Below are 23,195 nucleotides of genomic sequence, written 5' to 3' on the forward strand. Positions count from 1 at the left end.
ACTATGGTACAGGATCATAACCACCGGGATGAAACGGATTGCACCGCAATATCCTCCGGATTCCCAGCCAGCTTCCTTTCCAGGGACCGTATTTCTGTACAGCCTGGATGAAATACACCGAACAGGTCGGCGTATACCGGCAGCAGGATGGGAACAGAGGTGAAATGCAGATCTGATAAAACCGCACCATGAGAATGAGCAGTTTCTTCAATGTGATATTCACATATTTCATTTCTTCTTCGCCCCGATGCGTCTGAACGCAGATTCAAGTGACTTCTGCACATCCCGGCACTTCGCATCCGTAATGGATTTCCGTGCGACGATGATATAGTCATACCCCTTCTGAAACCGGATCCGGTCCGATGTTCTGACGGACTCCTTCATCAGTCTCCGCGCACGGTTGCGTTGGACGCTGTTGCCGACTTTCTTACTGGCTAAAAAGGCCGTTCTGCTGTATGGAAGGCGGTTTCTGTTATACAGCACCACCACATAGCGGTCCGGCACAGACTTTCCCTTCCGATACACAGTATCGAAATCTTTCTGACTTCTCAGTACGTTCCTTCTAAGCATCTCTATGCAGTCAGGCTCTTTCTTCCTCTCGCTCTTCTTCTCTTCAGAACGTTTCTGCCGTTCTTCGTTGCCATTCTCTTGCGGAATCCGTGTTCCTTCAGTCTCTGTCTCTTCTTAGGCTGATAAGTCTGTTTCATTGTGTTACCTCCTGAATTTCTGAAAAAATCTTACTGCATAATCTGAATTACAATTTATGCATACACGTCCGTATTATATGATTTTCAATATTTATTGTCAACTGAAATTCCGGGGTGACGGCCGCCTTCCCCGTTGATTTTTGTCCTCATACCCCCGGGTTTATGGATATCCTCGTACTACCGATAGATTTATCCACATAATATTGATAACTCTGCTCATAACTAAATTTCCCAAGTTTTAATTATGACTTGTGTGTGGATAACTTATGAATTACAATAGAAAATACGATTTACGGAGAGGTATCTATGGAAAACACATACAGAGACATCTGGGCGAAAGTCCTGTCCAACATCAAGGAGAATATTACACAGACCAGTTATTCCACCTGGTTTCTGCCGGCATCCATTCACCGGATCGACGATGAACTGAAGATCGTCTACATCCAGTCGGAGAAATCCTTCAATGTGAACATCCTGAACGGCCGTTACAAGAAACTGCTGGAGGACAGCGTGGAAGTCGTTCTCGGCTCTTCCTACCGGGTCATCACGAAGGAGACCACCGAGTATGAAAAGGAAGGTGAATCTCTCCGGTCCGTTCCGGAACCCCCTGCCCAGACGAGGCTGAAGAACAAGGATCTGATCACCAGCGGACTGAATAAGCAGAAGCTGTTCAATCCCCGGTACACCTTCGACAATTTCGTTGTGGGCAACAGCAATAAGTATGCCCAGACGGCTGCCATGGCTGTGGCGGAGTCCCCGTCCCAGGCCTATAACCCGCTGTTTATCTACGGCGGTTCCGGTCTCGGGAAGACCCATCTGATGCACGCCATCGGCATCTATCTGCTGGAGCACAATCCGGATCTGAACGTGCTTTATGTCTCTTCCGAGATGTTCACGAATGAGCTGATCAAGGCGCTGGGGGACAACAAGACCCGGGAGTTCAAGAACAAATACCGGAAAGTGGACGTTCTTCTCATCGACGACATTCAGTTCCTGGAAGGGAAAGAAACAACCCAGGAAGAGTTTTTCTATACATTTAATACACTCTACGATCTGAACAAGCAGATTGTCATCTCCAGTGACCGTCCGCCGAACGAACTGGTGCGGCTGGAAGACCGGCTCCGCAGCCGCTTCGCCTGGAATCTGATCGCCAGCCTGTCGCCGGCGGATTATGAAACCCGGGTGGCCATTCTGATGAAGAAGGCGCAGAACAACAAGCTGGAAGTGACGGACGACATCTACGATGTCATCTGCCTGATTGCAGAGAAGATCACCGACAACATCCGGGAACTGGAAGGGGCATTCAACCGGATCATCAGCTTCTCCTCCCTCATGCATGAGAAAATCGACCGGAATTTCGCTAAACGAATTCTGAAAGACATCGTCGTCAACGGCGGAGACAGCGTCACACCGGAGAAGATCAAGACCGTGGTGAGCCGCCACTATAACATCACCGTGAAGGACATGGAATCCAGCACCAGGCAGCAGACCATCGCCTACCCGAGGCAGATTGCCATGTATCTTTGCCGTGAAATGACCGATTACTCCTTCGAAAAGATCGGAAATCTGTTTGGAAACCGGCACTATTCCACGGTCATGCACGCCTGTGAAAAGGTCCAGAAGGACATGGCGAAGGATGACTCTCTGAAGCATGACATCGATCAGCTGAAGGCGAAGATAGAAAACTGATTGTGGATACCTGTGGACTGATTTCCGGCTTACGACGAAATATCCACAATCCCGGCTGTCATCCAAAAATCAGCGATTCCAGCGGATGGGAGAGTTATCCACAATTTCCACACCCCCTACTACTACTAATACTACCTCATTTAAAAAAGAAAATGGACTTTGGAGGCCAACAACATGAAATTCACCTGTGAACAGAAAACCCTGAGTAAAGCACTGACGATCGTGTCGAAAGCGGTGTCCACCCGCTCCACGATGCCGATTCTGAAAGGGATCCTTCTGACGGCATATCCAGACGGACGTTTGAAACTGTCCGCTTCCGACACGGATATCACGATTCAGGACACCATCGCCGTTAATGTGGCGGAGCCGGGGTCTGTGGTGGTCATGGCCAAGCTGTTCAGTGATATTGTGCGGAAACTGCCGGCCAGCGAAGTTGTTATCACTTCAAGTGATAACGGCGACGGCGAGACCGAAAATAACGAGGTAAACATCTCCAGCATGAATTCGGAATTCCACATTGTCGGCATGAGTGCGGAGGAATTTCCGGTCATCAGCAGTATCAATGAAGAAACCGAGTCCATTAATATTGACAAGAAAACCGTACGCTCCATGATTGAAAAGACGGCTTTCGCTGCCTCCGCCGATGAAGCCAGAGGTATTATCACCGGTGTTCTGGTGGAGCTGAGTGCCGGAAGCATCAATATGGTAGCCATCGACGGTTACCGGATGGCCATTAACCGCCGGACTTCTCCGGATATCGGCACCCACGAATTCGTCATTTCTGCCAAGATCCTTCTGGAACTGGCCCGGATTATCTCCGAAGTGGAGAATGATGAAGACAACGGCGTTCTCTATCTGGATGAACGGAAGGCGACGTTCCGTTTCGGCAACATCCGGGTGGAACTGAAACTGATGAACGGAAAATTCATCGCTTATCAGAATATCCTTCCGAAGAATGCCCGCATCACTGCGGTGGTGAACCGGGAACAGCTTCAGGAGAGTATCGAACGTGCCTCCCTGCTCACCACAGCCGGAAAGAACAACCTGATTCGTATGAATGTCAGGGATACGGTTATGACGATTTCCTCATTCTCCGAGGAAGGAAAAGTCGAAGAAGAAGTGATTACGACGAAACAGGGAGAAGATCTGATGATCGGATTCAACGCCCACTATCTGCTGGACGTGCTGAAGTCCGTGGAGGATGAAGAAGTGAAAATTCTGTTCAATTCTCCGGTGGATCCGTGCCTCATCGTTCCGATGGAAGGCGACGAATACGAATATCTGGTTCTGCCGGTCAGAATCTGACAGACGCTTTAGTAGAAGAGCATGTACATTAAGCACTTAGAGATCAAAAATTTCAGGAACTATGAAGACCTCTCCATCGATTTCGATCCAAGGGTGAATCTCATCGCAGGCAGCAATGCCCAGGGAAAGACAAACCTGATCGAAGCAGTTTACCTGACTTCGATGGGAAGGTCTTTTCGTACTGCCCACGATGCGGATCTCATCCGGTTCGGGCAGGACCGGGCCTTCATCCGGGTCGAAGCGGAGAAGGCCTTCATTGATACGAAGGTGGAAGTCCGGATTAACCGGCAGTCGAAGAAATCCATTCTGAAGGACGGTTCCGTAATCCGGAAGACTTCGGAACTGATGAAAAACATCATTATCGTGGTGTTCTCCCCGGAGGATCTGCGGATTGTGAAGGATGAGCCTGCCACCAGGCGCCGGTTCATTGACCGGGAACTGTCCCAGATTCAGCCTGCCTATTTCAGCTGTCTGTCCGGTTACCGGAAGGCGCTGCTTCAGAGAAACAGTTACCTGAAGAATGAGCGGATCGATCCGGGCCTCCTGGATCTGTGGGATGCGGAAATCGTGAAGTACGGTGCGGAACTGATGCAGCTTCGGAAGGCCTTCGTGGATCAGATCAGTATCCTGAGCGGAAGGATCCACAGCCGGATCACGAACCGGGTGGAAGAGCTGGAAGTTGTGTACGATCCGAATCTGACCTATGATCCGGACCGAAAGGAGCAGGAAAAGATCATCGCCGAAGCTCTGAAGGCATCCCGGGACAGCGACCGGAGGATGCGCACCACTTTCCGGGGACCGCACAAGGATGACATGCAGTTCTTCGTGAATGGGGTCAACTGCCGGAAGTACGGCTCCCAGGGCCAGCAGCGGACGGCGGCCCTTTCACTGAAGCTGGCGGAACTGGATTTCATCCGGGAGGAGACCGGCGAAAACGGAATCCTTCTGCTGGACGATGTGATGAGTGAACTGGATGCCTCCCGCCGGGAGTATCTGATCCGTTCCCTGGAGGAGAATCAGCTGTTTGTCACAGCCACGGACGTGGACGAAGGACTGCTCAGGGCTTACGGCGATGCGAAGATTATCCGGATCCGGGACGGGCATGTCATACGCCAGGACGACTAAATTCGCGTTTTTACGGATTTAGACGTGGAATTGAACATTTACCTGAGAACAGGCGGATTTCTTGCGAAATCGCCTGTTTTGTAGTATAATGGGAAGGCTGAACATAATGAAGAATTAGAGTAAATCAATATTATTTCTATATCATGACCCGGCTTTTCTCAGCGGGTTCATGCAGTGACAGGGAGTGCACAGTTTATGACGAATGAAACGAACAAGCAGGCGTATGATGCGTCCCAGATCCAGGTACTGGAGGGTCTGGAGGCGGTCAGAAAGCGTCCCGGAATGTACATCGGTTCCACGGGACCGAGGGGTCTTCATCATCTGGTCTACGAGATTGTAGACAACAGTATTGATGAGGCGCTGGCGGGATACTGCCACCACATTCAGGTGATCATCCGGCCGGACAACTCGATTTCCGTGGAAGACGACGGGCGCGGCATGCCGGTAGATGAGCATCCGAAGATGCATATTCCGGCTGTTGAGGTGATTCACACCGTTCTGCACGCCGGGGGCAAGTTCGGCGGCGGAGGATACAAGGTGTCCGGCGGTCTGCACGGTGTAGGTGCATCCGTGGTCAATGCACTCTCCACGAAGATGATTGTTGAAGTCGAGAGAAACGGCAAGCTGTACCATATCGAATTCGAACGGGGGAAGACTACTTCCCCGCTCACGGTGGTGGGCGAATCCGATCACAACGGATCCCGTTCTGTCTTCTGGCCGGACCCGGAGATCTTCGACGAGACCGAGTATAACTACGAGACACTGTATAATCGGCTCCGGGAAACCGCTTTCCTGACGAAGGGTGTCCGGATCACCCTGGAGGATCAGCGTCCGGGGAAGGAAAGAAAGGACTCCTTCCACTTCGAGGGCGGCATCCGGGAATTCGTAGCCTATCTGAACAAGAACAAGGATGCGGTGAACGAGGACATCATCTACTTCGAGAAGATTGAAGACGACCACGAGGTAGAAATCGCCATGCAGTATACCGACCGGTACAACGAAAACATTTTGACCTACGCCAACAACATCAACACGACAGAGGGCGGCGCACACCTGGTAGGCTTCAAGACAGCCCTGACCCGGGTCTTCAATGATTACGCACGCCGGAACAAGTTCCTGAAGGACGGGGACTCTCTCTCGGGAGAGGATGTGCGGGAAGGTCTGACCTGTGTCATCTCCGTGAAGCTGGAAGAGCCGCAGTTCGAGGGACAGACGAAGACGAAGCTGGGAAACAGCGAGATCCGCGGGTTCGTGGATTCTGCCACCAGCAATGCGCTGGCGGCCTTCCTGGATGAGCATCCGCAGCAGGCGGCGGCGATTCTGGATAAGTGTATCCGGGCGTCCCGGGCCAGAGAAGCAGCCCGGAAGGCCAGAGATCTGTCCCGCCGGAAGAGTGCGCTGGACGGTTTCTCTCTGCCGGGAAAACTGGCGGACTGCTCGGAGAAGGACCCTTCCCTGTCGGAAATCTTCCTGGTGGAGGGAGACTCTGCAGGCGGCTCTGCGAAGCAGGGACGGGACAGAAAGCGCCAGGCGGTGCTGCCGCTAAGGGGTAAGATTCTGAATGTGGAGAAGGCAAGCCAGGACAGAATGCTGAATTCCGAAGAGATCAAGAACATGATCACCGCCTTCGGATGCGGCATCGGCAGTGAGTTCAATATTGAAAAACTCCGGTATCACAAGATCATCATTATGACCGATGCGGATGTGGACGGTGCTCATATCCGGACGCTGCTGCTCACCTTCTTCTTCCGTTACATGAGGCCGCTGGTGGAAGGCGGATATGTCTATGCGGCTCAGCCGCCGCTGTTCCGGGACAAGAAAGGCAAGGAACTGCGCTACACCTATTCTGATGCGGAGCAGGAACGGACGCTGGAGGAAATGAGCAGCCTTCCGGGCGGAAAGATCGAAATCCAGCGTTACAAGGGTCTGGGGGAAATGGACTTCAACCAGCTCTGGGAAACCACCATGGACTACAACCACCGTACGCTGGTGCAGATCACCGTGGATGACGCGGCCGCAGCAGACGAGATTTTCACAACACTGATGGGTGACAAGGTACCGCCGCGCCGTGAATTCATCCGTGAGAATGCGAAGTACGCAACCCTGGATATTTAGCAGCCGGCAAGGAGGATATTTAATTGGAACATATGGAAGATCACAAGCTCATCCAGCATGAAATTCATGATGAGATGAAAAATTCCTATATCGACTACGCCATGAGCGTCATCGTCGGAAGAGCCCTTCCGGACGTTCGGGACGGAATGAAGCCGGTACACAGGAGAATACTGTTCGGCATGGACCAGCTGGGGACGACGCCGGATAAGCCGTACAAGAAATCAGCAAGAATCGTCGGTGAAGTTATGGGTAAATACCATCCGCACGGCGACTCCTCGATCTACGACGCCATGGTCCGGATGGCCCAGGATTTCTCCATGAGATATCCGCTGGTGGACGGTCACGGAAACTTCGGCTCCATCGACGGCGATTCCGCTGCGGCCCAGCGTTACACAGAGGCCAGAATGTCCCCGTTCTCCATGGAGATGCTCCGGGATATTGACAAGGATACCGTGGATTTCACACCGAACTTCGACGGTGAAGAGAAGGAACCGGTGGTGCTGCCGTCCCGCTATCCGAACCTGCTGGTGAACGGATCCAACGGTATCGCCGTCGGTATGGCGACGAATATTCCGCCGCACAACCTGGGAGAAGTGATCGATGCCACCGTACACATGATCGACGAGCCGGAATGCACGGTGGACGACCTGATGAATTATGTGAAGGGTCCGGATTTTCCCACCGGTGCTCAGATCCTGGGCCGGGCCGGCATCCGGGAGGCATACCGCACCGGTATGGGAAAGATCCGGGTCCGGGCGGTCACGGAAATTGAAGAGAGCCGCAGAGGCCGGTATCAGATCGTGGTCTCCGAGATTCCTTACGGCGTGAACAAGGCCAGAATGATCGAGAAGATGGCCGAACTGGTGAAGGATAAGCGGATTGAAGGCATCTCTGACATCCGGGACGAGTCTTCCCGGGAAGGCATGCGGATTGTCATCGAGCTGAAGAAGGACGTGAATCCGCAGATCATCCTGAACAAGCTGTATAAGCACACTTCCCTGCAGGAGAATTTCGGCTGCATTATGATCGCCCTGGTGGACGGGGAGCCGAAGCTGCTGAACCTCCGGGACATCCTGGAGGAATACCTGAAGTTCCAGAAGGAAGTCATCACCAGAAGAACGAAGTTCGATCTGAAGAAAGCGGAAGCGAGAGCTCATATTCTGGAAGGATACATCATCGCGCTGGACAACATCGACGAGATTATCCGCATCATCCGCAGCTCCTACAACGATGCCCAGCAGAAGCTGATGGAACGCTTCGGCCTCTCGGAGATCCAGGCGAAGGCGATTCTGGATATGCGGCTGGCCAGACTGCAGGGACTGGAACGGGAGAAGATCGAAAACGAATACCAGGAGATCCGGGAGCGCATCGCTTACTTCAAGAAGATCCTGGCGGACGAGCACGAACTGATGAACGTCATCAAGGAAGAGCTTCTGGCCGTGAAGGAGAAGTGGGGCGACGAACGGAGAACCAAGCTGGTGGCAGATGTAGGCGAGATCGAGGATGAGGATCTGGTGGCGGAAGAAAACGTCGCGATCACCCTCACCCATCTGGGATACATCAAGCGGGTGCCGATGGATAATTACAAGGCGCAGCACCGGGGCGGCAAGGGCATTACCGGCCTCACCACGAGGGAAAATGATTTTGTGAAGGATCTGATCATGACATCTACCCACGACCATCTGATGTTCTTCACCAGTCTGGGCAAGGTTTACAAGCTGAAGGCCTATCAGATTCCGGAAGCCTCCCGGACAGCCAAGGGCACGCCGGTGGTCAACTTCCTGAATATCTCCCAGGATGAGCGGGTTTCCTCTGTCATTCCGGTTGGACAGCCGGAGAAGGGAGAGACGAGCTACCTCACTCAGATCACGAAATTGGGCAGAATCAAGCGTACCCTGCTCAGTGAATTCCGGTCCAACCGGGCGAACGGCCTGATCGCCATCAACCTGAAGGACGGGGATTCCCTGGTGGATGTGAAACAGACCGGAGGCAGTGATGAACTGATTGTTGTGACGAAGTTCGGCAAGTCGATCCGCTTCCGGGAAGAAGATGTCCGGGCTATGGGCCGTGACACCAGCGGCGTCCGGGCGATTCTGCTGGAGGAAGGAGACGAAGTGGTCTCCATGTCCATTGTGGATCCGGAGAAATCCCTGCTCACTGTCACCGAAAACGGCTTCGGAAAGCGCACGCCGCTGGAGGAATACAAGCTCCAGATCCGTGGCGGCAAGGGAATCATGACCGTGGACCGGCTGAAGATAGACCGCACCGGCAATGTGGTGGGCGCCGAGATCGTGGATGAGGACGACGAGATCATGCTGATCAACTCCGAAGGCATCATCATCCGTGTGAAAGCGGCGGATATTTCCGAGCTGAAGCGTTCTGCCCAGGGCGTGAAGATAATGCGCGTGGAAGAGGATGAGCATATCGTCTCCATGGCGAGAGTTATTCCGGAGGAGGATGAAGAAGAGGAAGGTGCGGAGGCATCGGACTCCCCTGCCGATCCGGAGGAATAGACAAAAAAATATTGCACCGACGGCCGCAGGCTGCAGGTAGAGAAAACAGCAAAGAGCTGCCCGAAGCGGAAAATACGAGCTTCGGGCAGTTTTATTATTGTAAAAAATAATATACAAAACCCATAAACGATGGGAACGACATCTGTTTGACGGATGGTTCTTTCCGGCAGCGCCGGTTGTGCCGGATGTATAGAAGAAATCAATATGTACTGCATATTCCTTCCGCCACAATCAATGGGGGCATCCCCCGGGTCATGTTATAATGAAGGCGATTGTATCGGAAGAAAAACCTGAAAAAAGGAGGCTGTATGGCTACGAAAGAGGAGCTGCTCCGGAGACTTTCGGATGATGTGTTCGAGATGGAAGATGAAGACGTGGTAGAGGATGCAGAGGAATATCTGGAAGCGGGATATCCGGCGATGGATGCGATTCACGAGGGACTGGTGGACGGAATGAACCGGGCCGGGGTGATGTTCGACGAGGAGGAGTATTTCGTCACGGACCTGCTGCTCTGCTCTGACGCTATGTACCGGGGCATCGATGTGCTGAAGCCACATCTGCCGCAGATCGAGAATGACACGGCGGTGAAGGGTGTGATCGGCGTCGTCCAGGGGGATACCCACGACATCGGAAAGAATCTGGTGAAGATCATGATGGAAACTGCCGGATTCGAGATGATCGATCTGGGGAGAGATGTTCCGCTGGAGAAGTTCGTGGAAACCGCCATCGAGGAGGGTGCGAAACTGGTGTGCATGTCCACACTGATGACCACCACCATGGAAGGAATGCCGCGGGTCATTGAAATGCTGAAGGAGAAAGGGATCAGAGATGATGTCATCGTCATGGTGGGCGGCGGCCCGATTTCCCAGAAGTTTGCGGACCGGATCGGAGCGGACGGGTATTCCGCCAATGCGGTGGAAGCCGTGAAAGTGGCGAAAGAGCTGTTGAAAGAACGGTTCCCGGACGGGGATCAGATGATGGCGAGAGCACAGTAAGGGTATTTTTTGTCAATGAGCAGTCAGGGAGCAGCAGAACGTATGACGAAGATAAGGATCAGCCCCGGGCATAGGAGCATCACATGGGACCCTTCCCGGTCTCTGATGGATCAGCTTCTGGAGAACGGGATCTATCTGGATAATGCCTGCAGCGGCCGGGGTCTGTGCGGCAAGTGCCGCATCCGGGTGGTGTCCGGAGAAGGAACGCCGGTGACCGGGGAGGAGGAGAAGCTTCTGAGCCGGGAAGAGCTGGACAGCGGGATCCGGCTTGCCTGCATGATGGAGCCTGTGACGGATCTGGAACTGGAGACCGTGGGCGGGGAGAAGAAGGGAAAGGTTCTCACCGGAGGATATATCCCGGAATTTCAGCGGGCTCCCCTTACCCGTATGATGCCTCTCACGGTGGAGCGGCAGACCGTGGAGCAGCAGACCCCTTTCGAAGATGTGCTGATGGAGAAGACCGGGGCGGTCCGGGTGGATGCCAACGCTTTGATGGGGGGAAGTCGGGCACCCGGGGAGTACACGGCGGTGATCCGGGAGGGCTGCGTCGTGGATATTGTGCCGGGCCATCAGACAAAATATTACGGTGCTGCGGTGGATATCGGCACCACCACTGTGGTCTGTTCTCTGGTGGATATGGAGACCGGTGAAATTCTGGCGGATGCCTCGGAGATTAACGCCCAGAAGACCTTCGGTCTAGATGTGCTCAGCCGGATTACCTATGAAATGGAGCATCCGGAGGAGGGTGCGGGGAAGCTGCAGAGGGCAATTGTGGAATCGATGAATGCCATGATCGGAGAAGTCTGCCGGGAGACCGGGGTCCGGCGGGAATCGATCCGGGAGATCACTGTGGCGGCCAACTGCACCATGCTGCACCTGCTTTTGGGAATCGATGCGAGGCCGGTGGGGACGGCTCCTTTTGCGCCGGTTTTCACCGGGTCCCGGAATCTCCTGGCATCGGATATCGGCCTGAAGGCAGGAGAGCGGGCTGCTCTCTACTGCCTTCCGTCGGTTTCGGCATATATCGGCGCAGACATTGTGGCCGGTGCTTATGTATGTGATCTGCAGCACCGGAAGGGAAACGTGCTGTTCATTGACATCGGCACCAACGGAGAGATCGTTCTGGCATCCGGCGGCCGCCTGCTGAGCTGCTCCTGTGCGGCGGGTCCTGCCCTGGAGGGAATGAACATCAGCTGCGGCATGCGGGCGGCGGACGGGGCCATCGAAGACGTGGTGATCACGGCGGACGGTGAAGTGGAGCGGAAAGTGATCGGGGACGAGGCGCCCTGCGGCATCTGCGGCAGCGGCATTCTGACCGTCACCCGGGAACTGATCCGTACCGGAATCGTAAGGAAGACCGGCGCCTTCGCAAAAGCGGATGCCTTCGATGAAGAGGATCCCCGGCGGAAACTGATCGAAGTGGGAGAAGACGGGAAGCGGTCATTCCGCCTGCTGGACGGGGAACGGTCCCTCAGGATCACCCAGGGAGATGTGCGTCAGGTTCAGCTGGCGAAAGGGGCGATTCTCTCCGGCTTCATGGCCCTGCTGAACCGGGCCGGCATCGGCATGGAGGATCTGGACGAGGTGCTGATCGCCGGACAGTTCGGCGCCCACCTGCCGGCGGACAGCCTGACCGGTGTGGGAATCCTGCCGAAGGGGGTGGAAGACCGGATGCGCTATGTGGGGAATTCCTCCCGTACCGGCGCCTATATGGCTCTGCTGTCCGGAGTCTGCCGGCGGGATATGGAGGAGCTGGCCCATCATATGGAATATGTGGAGCTGGGGGCCACGGAGGGCTATGAGAGACTTTTCTCGGATTGCCTGATCTTCCCGGGAGAAAGCGGCGGACGCCGGGAGCACCGAAACCGCCGGGAATGCAGAGAACGCCGGGAACGAAGAGAACGCAGGGAATGCAGCAATCTCCGGGGCGGCGGAAGAGAAGGATCGGAAGGATCCTGTGAAGACAGAAAGGAGTCCCGCTGATGGAAATGACACCGAAAGTCCGTCTGGAAAGGCTGCTTTCCGGAGAAGGCGCCGACCGGCCGGCCTGCATCTGCCCGGGGGGCATGATGAACATGATCACCCGGGACCTGCAGGAAGAACGGGACATCTACCTGCCGGAAGCCCACAGCAACGCCCGGATGATGGCGGATCTGGCGAAAGCGGTCTGTGATATGGGATGCTTCGAAAACCTGGGGGTTCCCTTCTGCATGACCGTGGAAGCGGAAGCCATGGGCGCCGGCGTCACCATGGGCACCCGGCTGTTCGAGCCCCATGTCACGGAGTACGTCATCAATGACATCCAGGCCTATCCCCAGCTTTCCCGACTGGATCCCGGTAAGGGCCGGGCGAAAGTGGTGGTGGATGCCATCCGCATTCTGAAGGAGGAAACCCGGGACCTTCCGATCATCGGCAACCTGACCGGTCCGGTGAGTACGGCCAGTTCCGTCATGGAGCCCCAGATCTATTACAAGCAGCTGAGAAAGAAACGGGACATCGCCCACCAGTACATGGATTTCATCACCGACCAGCTGATCACCTTCGGCCTGGCCCAGGCGGAGGCAGGGGCGGACGTGATCACCATCGCCGATCCCAGCGGCACCGGAGAAATTCTGGGGCCGAAATACTTCGACGAATTCGCCGTGACCTATCTGAATAAGCTGATCGACGGACTGCGGCCTTCCGGTGTGAAAATCATCGTCCATATCTGCGGTCAGATGCATTCCGTCTACGAAGAAGTGCAGAAGGTCCGCAGTGATGCGCTGAGTTTCGACGCTGTGGTATCCATCCGGGAAGCCCGGAAGAAACTGCCGGGCCGGGCGATCATGGGGAATGTCAGCACCTTCGCAGTGGAGATGTCCGACCGGGACGACGTGGAGCGTCTCACGGAAGGCTGCCTGAATGCGGGGTCAGACATCATTTCCCCTGCCTGCGGACTGGGCATGGGATCCCCGCTGGAGAATGTCCGGGCGATTCTGCGCACCGTACAGAAGGAGGGATAGATGGGAGAGATCAGAGATTATAAGTGCACCTATACCAATTCGGCGGGGGTCCGGCGGGAAGTGACAAAAAAAACCGGGATGCACTTTCCGGAAGCCTATTATGATCGGGAAGGCATGAAGGCACTGGCGAAAGCGGTGAAGGAGGCGGACGGAGCGGCGTTCTGCCTGCTCCCCTTCTGCCGGACCGTGGAGGCGGAAGCGCTGGGCGCCTCCATCAACCCGGGAGACGAGAATTCCGGTCCCCGGGGCGGGGAGCCGGTGCTCCGGACCCCGGAAGATCTGAAGCAGATCGGAGAACTGGACCTGAACCGTGGGCGGATTCATGAGACCCTGGAAGCCTGCCGGGAACTGAAAGAGGAGGGAGAGACCGTGGCTCTGGAACTGACGGGGCCGTTCACGGCGCTGAGTGTTCTGGCGGATCCGAAACTGCTCTTCAAGGAGTACCGGAAGCACCGGGAAGAAACGGCTGAAGTGCTGCGGCACTACGGTGAGCAGAGCCTCCGGTTTGCGAAGGCGGCGAAGGAGTGCGGCGCAGATATTCTGATCTACTCGGATTCGGCCGGTTCCCTGCCGATTCTGGGGCCCCGGGTCATGACGAAAGCGGTGGAGGATTTCTATGTCTGGTATCTGCCCCGGCTGGCGGAACTGGCGGACGAACGGCTGATCATTTCCCTTTGTCCGAAGATGGCCTATGCCGCAGTGGACACGGGGCACGCCCGGATCGCAGAACATCCGACGGCGCCGGGAATCAGCTACCTGGAGGCACTGCTGGCGATGCGGGGCCGGGCGAAGATCGGGGGGCAGTCCTGTCCGAAGACGGTCGGATCGAAAGTGAAGGATGGGATTTTCCGGGAACTTGTGTTAGAATAATGGCTGACTCACGGTGTCCCTGTGTGAATGAAGGAAAACCGGGTATACTTATCACTGTAGTCCGGTGCGGACTGTAGTAGATTAGTATTGATGGAGGAACTTGAGACAGATGGACACTCTGAAATTTGAAATACCGGGGAAACCGGAATATCTGCGCATGGTGAGACTGGCGATCAGCTCGGTGGCAGCGACGGCAGGTTTCGATGTGGAAGAGATCGATGATCTGAAGAATGCGGTCTGTGAGGCATGTAAGAATGTATCCTGTCACGGATTCAGCGGTTTTTCGGATCTCTATGAAATTGAACTGAAGGTGGATCCGCGTTACATGCAGGTCACTGTCAGAGATGAATGCGACCGTCACACGCTGGAAAAGATGAGCCAGCCGTGCCGCCGGTGCCCGCAGGAGGGGGATCTGGGCGTTTACGTGATCGAGTCCCTGATGAATCAGGTGGAATTCACCCGGGATGAGCATGGCCGGAAAGTGATCCGCATGTTGAAGGAAGTATAGAACGAAAAAGGATATTTATGTCGGAAGATCTGGAAAAGTTCCGGAAATACAAGGAACACCCTACAATTGAATCCAGAAATGAATTGGTGGAAAGCCACTTGTACATGGTCGATATCCTGATTCGGAAATACCTGGGGAAAGGCGTTGAATATGACGATCTGTACCAGGTAGGTGCGCTGGCCCTGGTGCAGGCGGTGGAGCGGTTCGATCCGTCGAAGGGATTCGAATTCAGTTCCTTCGCCACACCGACCATCCTGGGAGAGATCAAGAAATATTTCAGAGACAAGCAGTGGAGTCTGAAGGTGCCCCGCCGCCTGAAGGAGATTTCCTCCAAAGTGCAGCAGGCCAGAGACGAACTCTACCTGGAGTTCCACCGGAAACCGACGATGGAGGAAATCGCAGAGCGGACCGGGATTCCGGAAGAGCAGGTCATCGAGGCCTTCGAGGGTTCCCGGGCGTACGGAACCTATTCTCTGGACAAGACCTTCGAGGATGCCGGAGAGGACGGGGACAGCTCCTTCCTGGAGAAGTACACCGGCTTCGATGAAGCGGGCTATGACCGGGTGGAGATCAACGAGATCATCGACAAGGTGATGGAAACCCTCTCCGAGAAGGATCGGTACATCTTCCGGGAGCGTTTCATCTATAACCGTTCCCAGTCGGATATTGCGAAGACACTGGGCGTATCCCAGATGACCATTTCCCGGGCGGAGCGCAGCATCATTCAGCGGTTCCGGGACGAGATGAAGCGGGGCATGGAAGCATAGGGGAATACAGCATAGAACAGAAGAGAGAATGCCTGTCGGACCTGGGGTCCGGCGGGCTGTTTTTTTTTAGACCGGCCTGCGCCGGGGGTATGGACAAAGGGAAATGGTATGACCGGCCGTTAATATTCTGTAAATTTCGGGTGGATTTCCGGAGGGTGATTCATGAAATGGGGTGGAAGAAGAATCACAAGGTGAAATAAGTCGGATCAGGACGATCCCATGGAATGAGAAGCAGGAAAGGCGCATGCAAAACCCGCTAAGGCAATTGCATGCGCCTTTTTCAGTGTGAAAGCGCCGGTACATTACCGGTTTTCGTCAATCCCCACGTTGGCCAGCTCGTCAGCCCGGTTGTTCATCTTCGTGACATAGAGAAAGTCTTCATAGGTGAATGTGCTTCCGTTCCACTGGCGAAATTTGGAGTAGAGGGCGTCCAGTTTCGAGGCGTCCGCATCCACGGAAACATGGCCCTTCACCCGGTAGAACCGGACGTCGTGCTGGCGCACCAGGGACAAGAGTTCCTGCCAGAGCTCCCGGTTCTCCACCGGCTTTTTCTGGGAGGTCTTCCAGCCGTTTTTTTCCCAGGATTTGTACCATCCCTGGCGGAAGCAGTTCATGACATAGGAGCTGTCGGAGTAGACTTCCGCCCGGAGCCCCGGCCGTTTCAAAGTCCGGAAGGCCTCGATCACGGCGGTGAGCTCCATCCGGTTGTTGGTGGTATTCACTTCACCGCCGTGCAGCTCTTTCGTGTGTTCGCCGTATTCCAGAATGGCCCCCCATCCCCCTACGTTCGTCGCATTCTGATTGCCGGAGCACGCCCCGTCCGTGTAGATCTTCAGAATCGTCATGATCCGTCCTTTCTATGCCCTGTTTGCCTTCGCCGTGAGTTCGGTGACCGTCAGCTTCATGAGCGCTGTATGGCTGACCACCGCCTGATTGTAAGCGAAGTCCTTCGTCATTTCATAGCGGGCCATCAGAACGTCGTCGATTGCCCTTTGTCTCTCCTCCCCCTCCAGGAATGTCACATCGGCCCGGCCCATGACGCACTCGTAGCGCATGGTCACATCCTTCTTCTCGGGCAGGCACTCGATGTAGAGCGGGTTATCCATCTCGAAGCTGCAGACTGGGTTCCGGCGCAGCATCTCATATTTCCGGCCGGCCATGGCGCCGTGGATGTAGAAGCTGAGCTGCCCGTCCCGGACTTCGTAGGCAAAATTCACCGGGACGATGTACGGATATGCTCCGTCCGCCAGTCCCAGGCGGAGGATGTCGCAATGCTCGATGATTTCGAGAATTGCAGGGAAATCAGTTACTTCGCGGTCTTTTCTGCGCATGCCGGGTCCTTTCTGTCCTGTATTCGCTGTGGGGATCGGTGGTTTCGATCCGCCGGTTTCGATGTTATCCATTATACATGTTTTCGGGGCGGGCCGCCAGAAGCTTGCCGGTGTTTTCGGTCGGCCGGTCAGGAGGATTGTATACACTTTAGTCACGACAGACAAATAAATGACTCGTCTGCCCGCTGCGCATGAAGTCGCCGCTCCGCCACCCGTCCTGCCGCATTAACATATGTTAATGCCCCCTTTCCCGTGGTATAATCTAAGTCGTTGATTAGAAGAAGGAGAAAGAAATCGTTATGGCATTTGAATATACATCGTTCGCCAGCGGCAGCTCAGGAAACTGCTACATGGTCCGGACGGACAATACAGCGATTCTGGTGGATGCCGGCATCGCCGGAAAGCACATTACAGCGGGGCTGGAGCAGCTGGATATGGTTCCGGCGGATATCAACGGGATCGTTCTGACCCACGAGCACACGGATCACGTGAAGAGTGTGCGCATGATGGGGAGAAAATGCACCTCTGCCGGGGTTTTCGGAACGAAGGGTACACTGGACCAGATCCGGGATAAGCTGCCGGAGAACCGGGCAGAGGCTGTGGGGAAGTCCCAGGATTTTGTGATCGGCGACGTGAAGGTCCATGCGGTTCCTCTCTCCCATGATGCGGCGGATCCGGTGGGGTATACCTTCGAAAACGGGGGGCGGAAACTGGCCATTATGACGGATACCGGCTGTGTTACGGAGGAAATGTACCGGGAAATCCGGGATGCGGATTCTCTGGTGCTGGAAGCGAACCACGAAGTGAATATTCTGCGGGTGGGGCCGTATCCGTATCCGCTGAAGCGGCGGATTCTCAGTGACCGGGGGCACCTGTCCAACATGACCTGCGGCGATGTGCTGGGCCGGCTTCTGGCCGACCGGGCCGGAATGGGCAGAGACATGCCCCACGTGGTGCTGGGACATCTGAGCAAGCAGAACAACACGCCGGAGACCGCTTTTCTGACGGTGCGGAATGTGTTGTTCGAAAAGGATTTTTATGTCGGACGGGATCTGACGCTAAAAGTGGCCAAGAGGTCTGAGCCGATGGAACTGATGCGGGTGTGAGCCCTCCTGGAAGGAGTCGCTCCGGTTTCTGAGCGTCTATGAGAGGAGATATCCGCAAAATTATCAACATATCCACAGTGAATGTTGTGAATAACCCGCAGAGCATCCGGAAAACCGGCGGCTCGTCACACTGTAATTGAGGAAAACGATGAATATCACGATCATCTGTATCGGAAAGTTGAAGGAAAAGTACTGGCGGGACGCCGTGGAGGAGTATATGAAACGGCTCCGGGGCTACTGTGCGCCGAGGATTATCGAGCTGAAGGAATCCCGGCTGCCGGCGAACCCGGGCCCCGCAGAAGAGGAAGAAGTGAAACGGGCGGAGGGCCGGGAGATTTTGGAGAAAATCAGCCGGGACATGTACGTGGTCACGCTGGAGATTCAGGGAAAGAAGCTGACTTCTGAGAAACTGGCGGAGAAGATTGGGAACCTGGCGTTGGACGGAAGAAGCGATGTCGCTTTTGTCATCGGCGGCAGCCTGGGACTTTCTCCCGAGGTCAGCAGCCGGGCAGACTATAAGCTGTCCTTCTCGGACATGACCTTCCCGCACCAGATGATGCGGGTGATCCTGCTGGAGCAGATTTACCGGTCGTTCAAGATTATCCGGAACGAGCCGTATCACAAGTAACCCGGGTGGCGCAGGCCAGCCTTAGAACTGAGGAAACTATGGAATTAACCAGGAAATATGACTATCTGATCGTCGGTGCCGGACTCTTCGGCGCCGTCTTCGCCCAGCGGGCCGTGGAAGCCGGCCGCTCTGTGCTGGTGCTGGACCGCCGGCCGCAGATCGGCGGCAATGTGTATACCAGGGATGTGGAAGGCATTCATGTGCACCAGTACGGCGCCCACATTTTCCACACCAATGACCGCCGGGTCTGGGATTACGTCAGCCGGTTTGCGGACTTCAACCGGTTCACCAACTCGCCGGTGGCCAATTACCGGGGGGAGATCTATTCCCTTCCCTTCAACATGTACACGTTCAACAAAATGTGGGGCGTCGTCACACCGGAACAGGCCCGGGAGGAGATCGACCGTCAGAAGTCTGACTGCGGCATCGGCGAGCCCCGCAATCTGGAGGAGCAGGCCATCACCCTGGTGGGCCGGGATATTTACGAAAAACTGGTGAAGGGATACACAGAAAAACAATGGGGCCGCCCCTGCACCGAACTGCCGGCCTTCATCATCCGCCGGCTGCCGGTGCGCTACACTTACGACAACAACTACTTTAACGCCCTCTTTCAGGGCATTCCCATGGGCGGCTACACGAAAATGGTCCGGGCCATGCTGGAAGGAGCGGATGTCCTGACGGACACTGACTATCTGACGGACAAAGATTACTTCGACGCCCGCTCGTCCCATGTTATTTACACCGGCGCAATCGACGAGTACTTCGGATACGCGCTGGGCAATCTGGAGTACCGCTCGGTTCGGTTCGAGACAGAACTGCTGGATCAGGAAAACTACCAGGGAAATGCGGCGGTCAACTATACGGACCGGGAAACTCCATGGACAAGGATCATTGAGCACAAGTGGTTCCAGTTCGGGCTGGATGATGAAGGGAAAACCATTCCGAAAACCGTTATCAGCCGGGAATTCAGCCAGGAATGGAAGCCGGGGGATGAACCGTACTATCCGCTGAATGATGAGCGGAACAACCGGCTTTACTGCGAATACCGGAAATTGGCGGAATCGGAGCCGAACATCACCTTCGGCGGCCGGCTGGGAGAATATAAATATTATGACATGGATCAGGTGATCGCCGCCGCACTGGATCTGGCGGACCGCATGATCGGAGCGTGAGGACAGCCGGGCCGGTGCGGAATTTTGATTGGCTCTCCGGGCAGGTGCGGAATTTTGTTCGGTTAGTCGGGCAGGTGCGGAATTCGGTTTTTTACGAATTCCGCACCTGCCTTTTCTTGCGTTCGGCCACCGGTGCAGGCGGTCGGAACTTCGGAGGTGCGAAAAATCAAAAAATCCTGTTTTCGCACCCGGCAGGTTCGGACACGAATTGAATAATCAGCGTTAATTATCTGCGGATGGATAATGACACAGAAATTTCAGTTAATATTCACCCGACAGAGAGAGTCATCCGCCCAACAGAAATTCAGAGACACCATCCCCGATGTGTTTGGATTTTCATTCAATTACCCGGATACCAATGCGCCATCACATAGTGCGGAAAAGAGCATTTCTGTCCGTTCCGCACCTTCAGACCACCGGTGAATATTTAATTCAAGATTAAATTTGATTTTCGCACCCTGGCATTCGCCAATTCAGGTGCGAAAACGGGGAAAATGGCCATTCCGCACCTTGCGGCAATATACAACCGTGATTCGTATACGAAAACTTGTCTGTGGTCATGCATCAGTATTCAAATCATATTTTGTATACAATCTTTGCCGGGCATTGAGCGCCGCCGCCGGGCATTGAGCATCCCCGCCCGGTACTGCATCCCTGCCCGGTGCAATACTGCAAATGGCGTGATACAGTAAGTACATCTGTATCACGCCATTTGCAATTAGTCCTTCTTTAGTTAAAACCGTAAATCTTCTGGACCAGCCGGTAACCGTAGTAGCTGAGCATGTGGCCCCCCTTCCCCGGGATGGCAAGGGCCCGGAGCACCGGACTGCGCCGCAGATAGGCGTAGAGCCTCCGGTCGTGGCGGCGGATGTAGCGCCACAGTTCCTCCCGCTTCTTCGAGGCTTCCCGGGAACCATCCAGCATGAGAACGGTGAAGGTGACGGCAGTGACGATCTCCAGGTAATTCCGCATATAATGCCGGCACATTTTCGGGTGAATCCGCCGGCGGGTGAATTCATCGATCATCAGGCGGTTGACCCTAAGCTGCTGATCCTGCCGCTTCACCATGACATTTTCGTTCACGGACTGGTCGGAGCGGCCGATGAAGTAGCGGTAGAAATCCACATCCAGATAGAAGATACTCTTCACGAACGGCAGCGGGTGAAATGCGTACAGGTTGTCCACATAGAATGTGTGCTCCGGCAGATGCAGGCCGCATTCCCGGAGAAGTGCCGTGCGGTAGATGATGGAATGCATGAGGATGTAGTGGAACTTCCGGATGTGTTTCACATCGTCCCAGGAGAAGAAGGTGTCCACCGGGAAACCGGAAGGTTTCATCACTTTCTTGTGGGATGCGCCGACCTTTTCATAGACGTAATTGGAGATCAGCATATCCAGCCGGCGGCCGTCCTTCGCCACCAGGTCCAGGAAATCCAGAATCTCCCGGTAGCTGTCCGCATCAACCCAGTCGTCGCTGTCCACTACCTTGAAAAACAGTCCGGTGGCGTTGGCGATGCCGGTGTTCACGGCGGAACCGTGGCCGCCGTTTTCCTTGTGAATCGCCCGGACGATGCCGGGATATTCCGCCTGATACCGGTCGGCAATCTCCCGGGTCCGGTCGGAAGAACCGTCATTCACGATCAGGATTTCCACCTGATTTCCTCCCGGAAGCAGTGTTTCGATGCAGTGCTCCATGTACTCTTCCGAGTTATAGCATGGAATGGTAATTGTCAGAAGTTTCATTTCGTCCATATCCTCGATTCTGATTTCTTGAGCGCCGGTACCGTTGATCTATTACCATTCTGATGCAGGGGCAGCAGAACCATGCTCAGCGCCTGGACAACCAGGAACATGATGCCCGCCGCAATGATATCCAGAATGGAATGCTGTTTCAGAAGCAGGGTGGACATGATAATCAGCACGGAGATCGTTGTGACAGTGGTTTTCCCCCTGCGGCTTCTGGAGAGACGGCTGTCGGTCATGTAGAATCCGGCCAGCACCGTCAGGGTATTATATACATGGATACTCGGGGTGACGTTGGTCGGCGTGTCGGTGGCGTAGAGCCAGGACACCAGCCGGCAGCAGAGACCGTCGTTCGGCATGGTAATCGGCCGCAGCGAAATCATGGTCGGATACAGGGTGGACACCACCAGGAATGTCAGCATGCCCGCCATCAGCGCCAGAGACTGGCGCTGGAACATCCGCTCGTCCTGAAACAGCAGGTATCCCATCATGATCGGAATGAACAGGAACCAGGACAGGTACGGGAAGATGAAATACGGGATGAACGGAATCCAGCTGTCCAGCGATGAGTATATGATGTGATATCGGGGCGCAGAAGTGGTCTCCAGCGTGGAGAACCAGATCATGTAGATCGCCATAAATCCGAGGAGCGGCAGAACCAGCAGGGTCTTCCGCTTCCAGTCAATTTTCTTCAATCTATTCATAGGCTATAATCTCCTCACAGAATCACATTCTCACTGTCCCACAGAATAATGATGGTTCCATGAATGTTCTATTTCAAAACCGTGAATTTCTTCGTAGCATCGATATATTTCATCAGGATGCCCAGATTCACGAAGTAGTAGTTGAACTTATCTTCCCGCTTCGACTCCACAAGCCCGGACTTCACCAGCCTTTTCATGTGCTGGGAGATTGTGGCCTGGGCGTAGTCGAACACCGCCACCAGATCCTTCGTGCAGACCTTCTGCATCTGTCTGTTCTGCTGCATAATGTACCGGAGCAGCTGCAGCCGGACGGGGTGAGCCAGTGCGTCGGACACGGTTGCAATCAGCTCCAGCTCGATCGCCTGCATGTCATCGTCCAGCTTCTTGATTTTCCTGATTCTCATTTCGATGCAATCCTCTCTGCCCGGGCCGTCCCCGGTAACCCTGAAAAACGGATCGTGATCAGGCAATTCGCCTAATTTCGATCCGTATATTAATTGCCTATTTGCGATTAACTATGATACTGCAATTCCAGGCAGGATGCAAGGTGTTTCTGACAAAAAAGTGCCGGGCAGTGTAGCTTTACAATAGATGTGAGACCTCTGGAATAGAAAAAAGCGATTGAGTCCGTTAGAATGGTTTTACCACAAATCATAGCTAACGAAAGGACACTCAATCGCCATGAAAAGTATAACACATTCACAGCGCTATTTGCCCCACACTATTGAAACCAGATTTTATGCAGTAAAGCTTTACCGCAGCGGAAATTCCGTGCAGTTCGTCTGCCGGAGATACCATATATCCAAAGCATCGCTGATGCGATGGAATAAGCGGTTTGACGGAACCAAAGACTCTCTAAGAGATAAATCTCATAGACCTGTCTCTCCTCACCCAAATGCTCATACTGAACTTGAG

General features: G+C 54.6%; 23 protein-coding genes. 15 read left to right on the forward strand and 8 right to left on the reverse strand.

Features of this window, described 5'->3' with window-relative positions:
- Position 1: 1 nt before the first annotated feature.
- From yidD to rpmH, 3 genes are read right to left on the reverse strand one after another with little or no spacing between them, the layout of a single operon-like run.
- Positions 2–232, reverse strand: a complete 231-nt coding sequence (gene yidD / locus BLQ24_RS07330) for a membrane protein insertion efficiency factor YidD (protein ID WP_090164201.1) — start codon at positions 230–232, stop codon at positions 2–4.
- The gene (gene rnpA, locus BLQ24_RS07335; RefSeq protein ID WP_090164203.1) at positions 229–570 is read right to left on the reverse strand and encodes a ribonuclease P protein component; all 342 of its coding nucleotides are present in this window, start codon (positions 568–570) and stop codon (positions 229–231) included. Before rnpA ends, yidD begins: the two co-directional genes overlap by 4 nt.
- Before the next feature lie 2 nt (positions 571–572).
- Complete coding sequence (rpmH, locus tag BLQ24_RS07340) at positions 573–707, reverse strand: 50S ribosomal protein L34 (protein ID WP_090164205.1); 135 nt, start codon at positions 705–707, stop codon at positions 573–575.
- A 306-nt stretch (positions 708–1,013) separates the two neighbouring features.
- On the opposite strand from rpmH, the gene dnaA reads away from it, so the two are divergent.
- The 11 genes from dnaA (at position 1,014) to BLQ24_RS07395 (ending at position 15,596) form a co-directional block, all read left to right on the forward strand.
- Positions 1,014–2,396 (forward strand): chromosomal replication initiator protein DnaA, encoded by a 1,383-nt coding sequence (gene dnaA / locus BLQ24_RS07345; RefSeq protein ID WP_090164207.1) that lies wholly within the window; start codon positions 1,014–1,016, stop codon positions 2,394–2,396.
- Between the two features lie 174 nt (positions 2,397–2,570).
- On the forward strand, positions 2,571–3,701 hold the full coding sequence (dnaN, locus tag BLQ24_RS07350; protein ID WP_090164209.1) for a DNA polymerase III subunit beta: 1,131 nt from the start codon (positions 2,571–2,573) through the stop codon (positions 3,699–3,701).
- A 21-nt stretch (positions 3,702–3,722) separates the two neighbouring features.
- On the forward strand, positions 3,723–4,826 hold the full coding sequence (recF, locus tag BLQ24_RS07355) for a DNA replication/repair protein RecF (protein ID WP_090164211.1): 1,104 nt from the start codon (positions 3,723–3,725) through the stop codon (positions 4,824–4,826).
- Between the two features lie 195 nt (positions 4,827–5,021).
- A complete protein-coding gene (gene gyrB / locus BLQ24_RS07360; RefSeq protein ID WP_090164213.1) occupies positions 5,022–6,941 on the forward strand; it encodes a DNA topoisomerase (ATP-hydrolyzing) subunit B in 1,920 nt (639 codons plus the stop codon).
- A 32-nt stretch (positions 6,942–6,973) separates the two neighbouring features.
- A complete protein-coding gene (gyrA, locus tag BLQ24_RS07365; RefSeq protein WP_090164239.1) occupies positions 6,974–9,454 on the forward strand; it encodes a DNA gyrase subunit A in 2,481 nt (826 codons plus the stop codon).
- Between the two features lie 308 nt (positions 9,455–9,762).
- Positions 9,763–10,449, forward strand: a complete 687-nt coding sequence (locus BLQ24_RS07370; RefSeq protein WP_090164215.1) for a corrinoid protein — start codon at positions 9,763–9,765, stop codon at positions 10,447–10,449.
- 42 nt (positions 10,450–10,491) lie between these two features.
- The gene (locus BLQ24_RS07375) at positions 10,492–12,432 is read left to right on the forward strand and encodes an ASKHA domain-containing protein (RefSeq protein WP_090164217.1); all 1,941 of its coding nucleotides are present in this window, start codon (positions 10,492–10,494) and stop codon (positions 12,430–12,432) included.
- A 5-nt stretch (positions 12,433–12,437) separates the two neighbouring features.
- Positions 12,438–13,451: a uroporphyrinogen decarboxylase family protein gene (locus BLQ24_RS07380; RefSeq protein WP_090164241.1), complete on the forward strand. Its 1,014-nt coding sequence runs from the start codon at positions 12,438–12,440 to the stop codon at positions 13,449–13,451.
- The gene (locus BLQ24_RS07385) at positions 13,452–14,321 is read left to right on the forward strand and encodes a uroporphyrinogen decarboxylase family protein (protein ID WP_090164219.1); all 870 of its coding nucleotides are present in this window, start codon (positions 13,452–13,454) and stop codon (positions 14,319–14,321) included.
- A 109-nt stretch (positions 14,322–14,430) separates the two neighbouring features.
- Positions 14,431–14,829 (forward strand): ATP-binding protein, encoded by a 399-nt coding sequence (locus tag BLQ24_RS07390; protein WP_090164221.1) that lies wholly within the window; start codon positions 14,431–14,433, stop codon positions 14,827–14,829.
- A 17-nt stretch (positions 14,830–14,846) separates the two neighbouring features.
- Positions 14,847–15,596 (forward strand): SigB/SigF/SigG family RNA polymerase sigma factor, encoded by a 750-nt coding sequence (locus BLQ24_RS07395; protein WP_090164223.1) that lies wholly within the window; start codon positions 14,847–14,849, stop codon positions 15,594–15,596.
- Between the two features lie 302 nt (positions 15,597–15,898).
- Here the strand turns inward: BLQ24_RS07395 and rnhA are convergent, their stop codons facing one another.
- Positions 15,899–16,441 (reverse strand): ribonuclease HI, encoded by a 543-nt coding sequence (gene rnhA / locus BLQ24_RS07400; protein ID WP_090164225.1) that lies wholly within the window; start codon positions 16,439–16,441, stop codon positions 15,899–15,901.
- A 12-nt stretch (positions 16,442–16,453) separates the two neighbouring features.
- Positions 16,454–16,999, reverse strand: coding sequence for a pyridoxamine 5'-phosphate oxidase family protein (locus tag BLQ24_RS07405; RefSeq protein WP_090164227.1), 546 nt, complete (start codon positions 16,997–16,999; stop codon positions 16,454–16,456).
- 227 nt (positions 17,000–17,226) lie between these two features.
- Between BLQ24_RS07405 and BLQ24_RS07410 the strand changes: the two genes are divergently transcribed.
- From BLQ24_RS07410 to glf, 3 genes are all read left to right on the forward strand, one after another.
- On the forward strand, positions 17,227–18,033 hold the full coding sequence (locus BLQ24_RS07410; RefSeq protein ID WP_090164229.1) for an MBL fold metallo-hydrolase: 807 nt from the start codon (positions 17,227–17,229) through the stop codon (positions 18,031–18,033).
- Positions 18,034–18,181: 148 nt separating this feature from the next.
- On the forward strand, positions 18,182–18,661 hold the full coding sequence (gene rlmH / locus BLQ24_RS07415) for a 23S rRNA (pseudouridine(1915)-N(3))-methyltransferase RlmH (RefSeq protein WP_090164231.1): 480 nt from the start codon (positions 18,182–18,184) through the stop codon (positions 18,659–18,661).
- A 38-nt stretch (positions 18,662–18,699) separates the two neighbouring features.
- The gene (gene glf / locus BLQ24_RS07420; RefSeq protein ID WP_090164233.1) at positions 18,700–19,833 is read left to right on the forward strand and encodes a UDP-galactopyranose mutase; all 1,134 of its coding nucleotides are present in this window, start codon (positions 18,700–18,702) and stop codon (positions 19,831–19,833) included.
- A gap of 729 nt (positions 19,834–20,562) precedes the next feature.
- On the opposite strand, the gene BLQ24_RS07425 is transcribed toward glf, so the two are convergent.
- The 3 genes from BLQ24_RS07425 to BLQ24_RS07435 all read right to left on the reverse strand — a co-directional run bounded on the left by BLQ24_RS07425 (position 20,563) and on the right by BLQ24_RS07435 (position 22,684).
- Complete coding sequence (locus BLQ24_RS07425) at positions 20,563–21,576, reverse strand: glycosyltransferase family 2 protein (protein ID WP_090164243.1); 1,014 nt, start codon at positions 21,574–21,576, stop codon at positions 20,563–20,565.
- Positions 21,573–22,280 carry a phosphatase PAP2 family protein gene (locus BLQ24_RS07430; protein WP_090164235.1) on the reverse strand — a complete coding sequence of 236 codons (708 nt, stop codon included), beginning with the start codon at positions 22,278–22,280 and terminating at the stop codon, positions 21,573–21,575. Before BLQ24_RS07430 ends, BLQ24_RS07425 begins: the two co-directional genes overlap by 4 nt.
- Before the next feature lie 68 nt (positions 22,281–22,348).
- Complete coding sequence (locus tag BLQ24_RS07435) at positions 22,349–22,684, reverse strand: ArsR/SmtB family transcription factor (RefSeq protein WP_090471133.1); 336 nt, start codon at positions 22,682–22,684, stop codon at positions 22,349–22,351.
- 277 nt (positions 22,685–22,961) lie between these two features.
- Between BLQ24_RS07435 and BLQ24_RS07440 the strand changes: the two genes are divergently transcribed.
- Positions 22,962–23,195: transposase (locus BLQ24_RS07440; protein ID WP_143004215.1), on the forward strand; the 234-nt coding region annotated here is incomplete at its 3' end.

The sequence above is a fragment of the Eubacterium pyruvativorans genome (assembly GCF_900102225.1).
Taxonomy (GTDB): Bacteria; Bacillota; Clostridia; order Peptostreptococcales; family Anaerovoracaceae; genus Aminicella; species Aminicella pyruvativorans.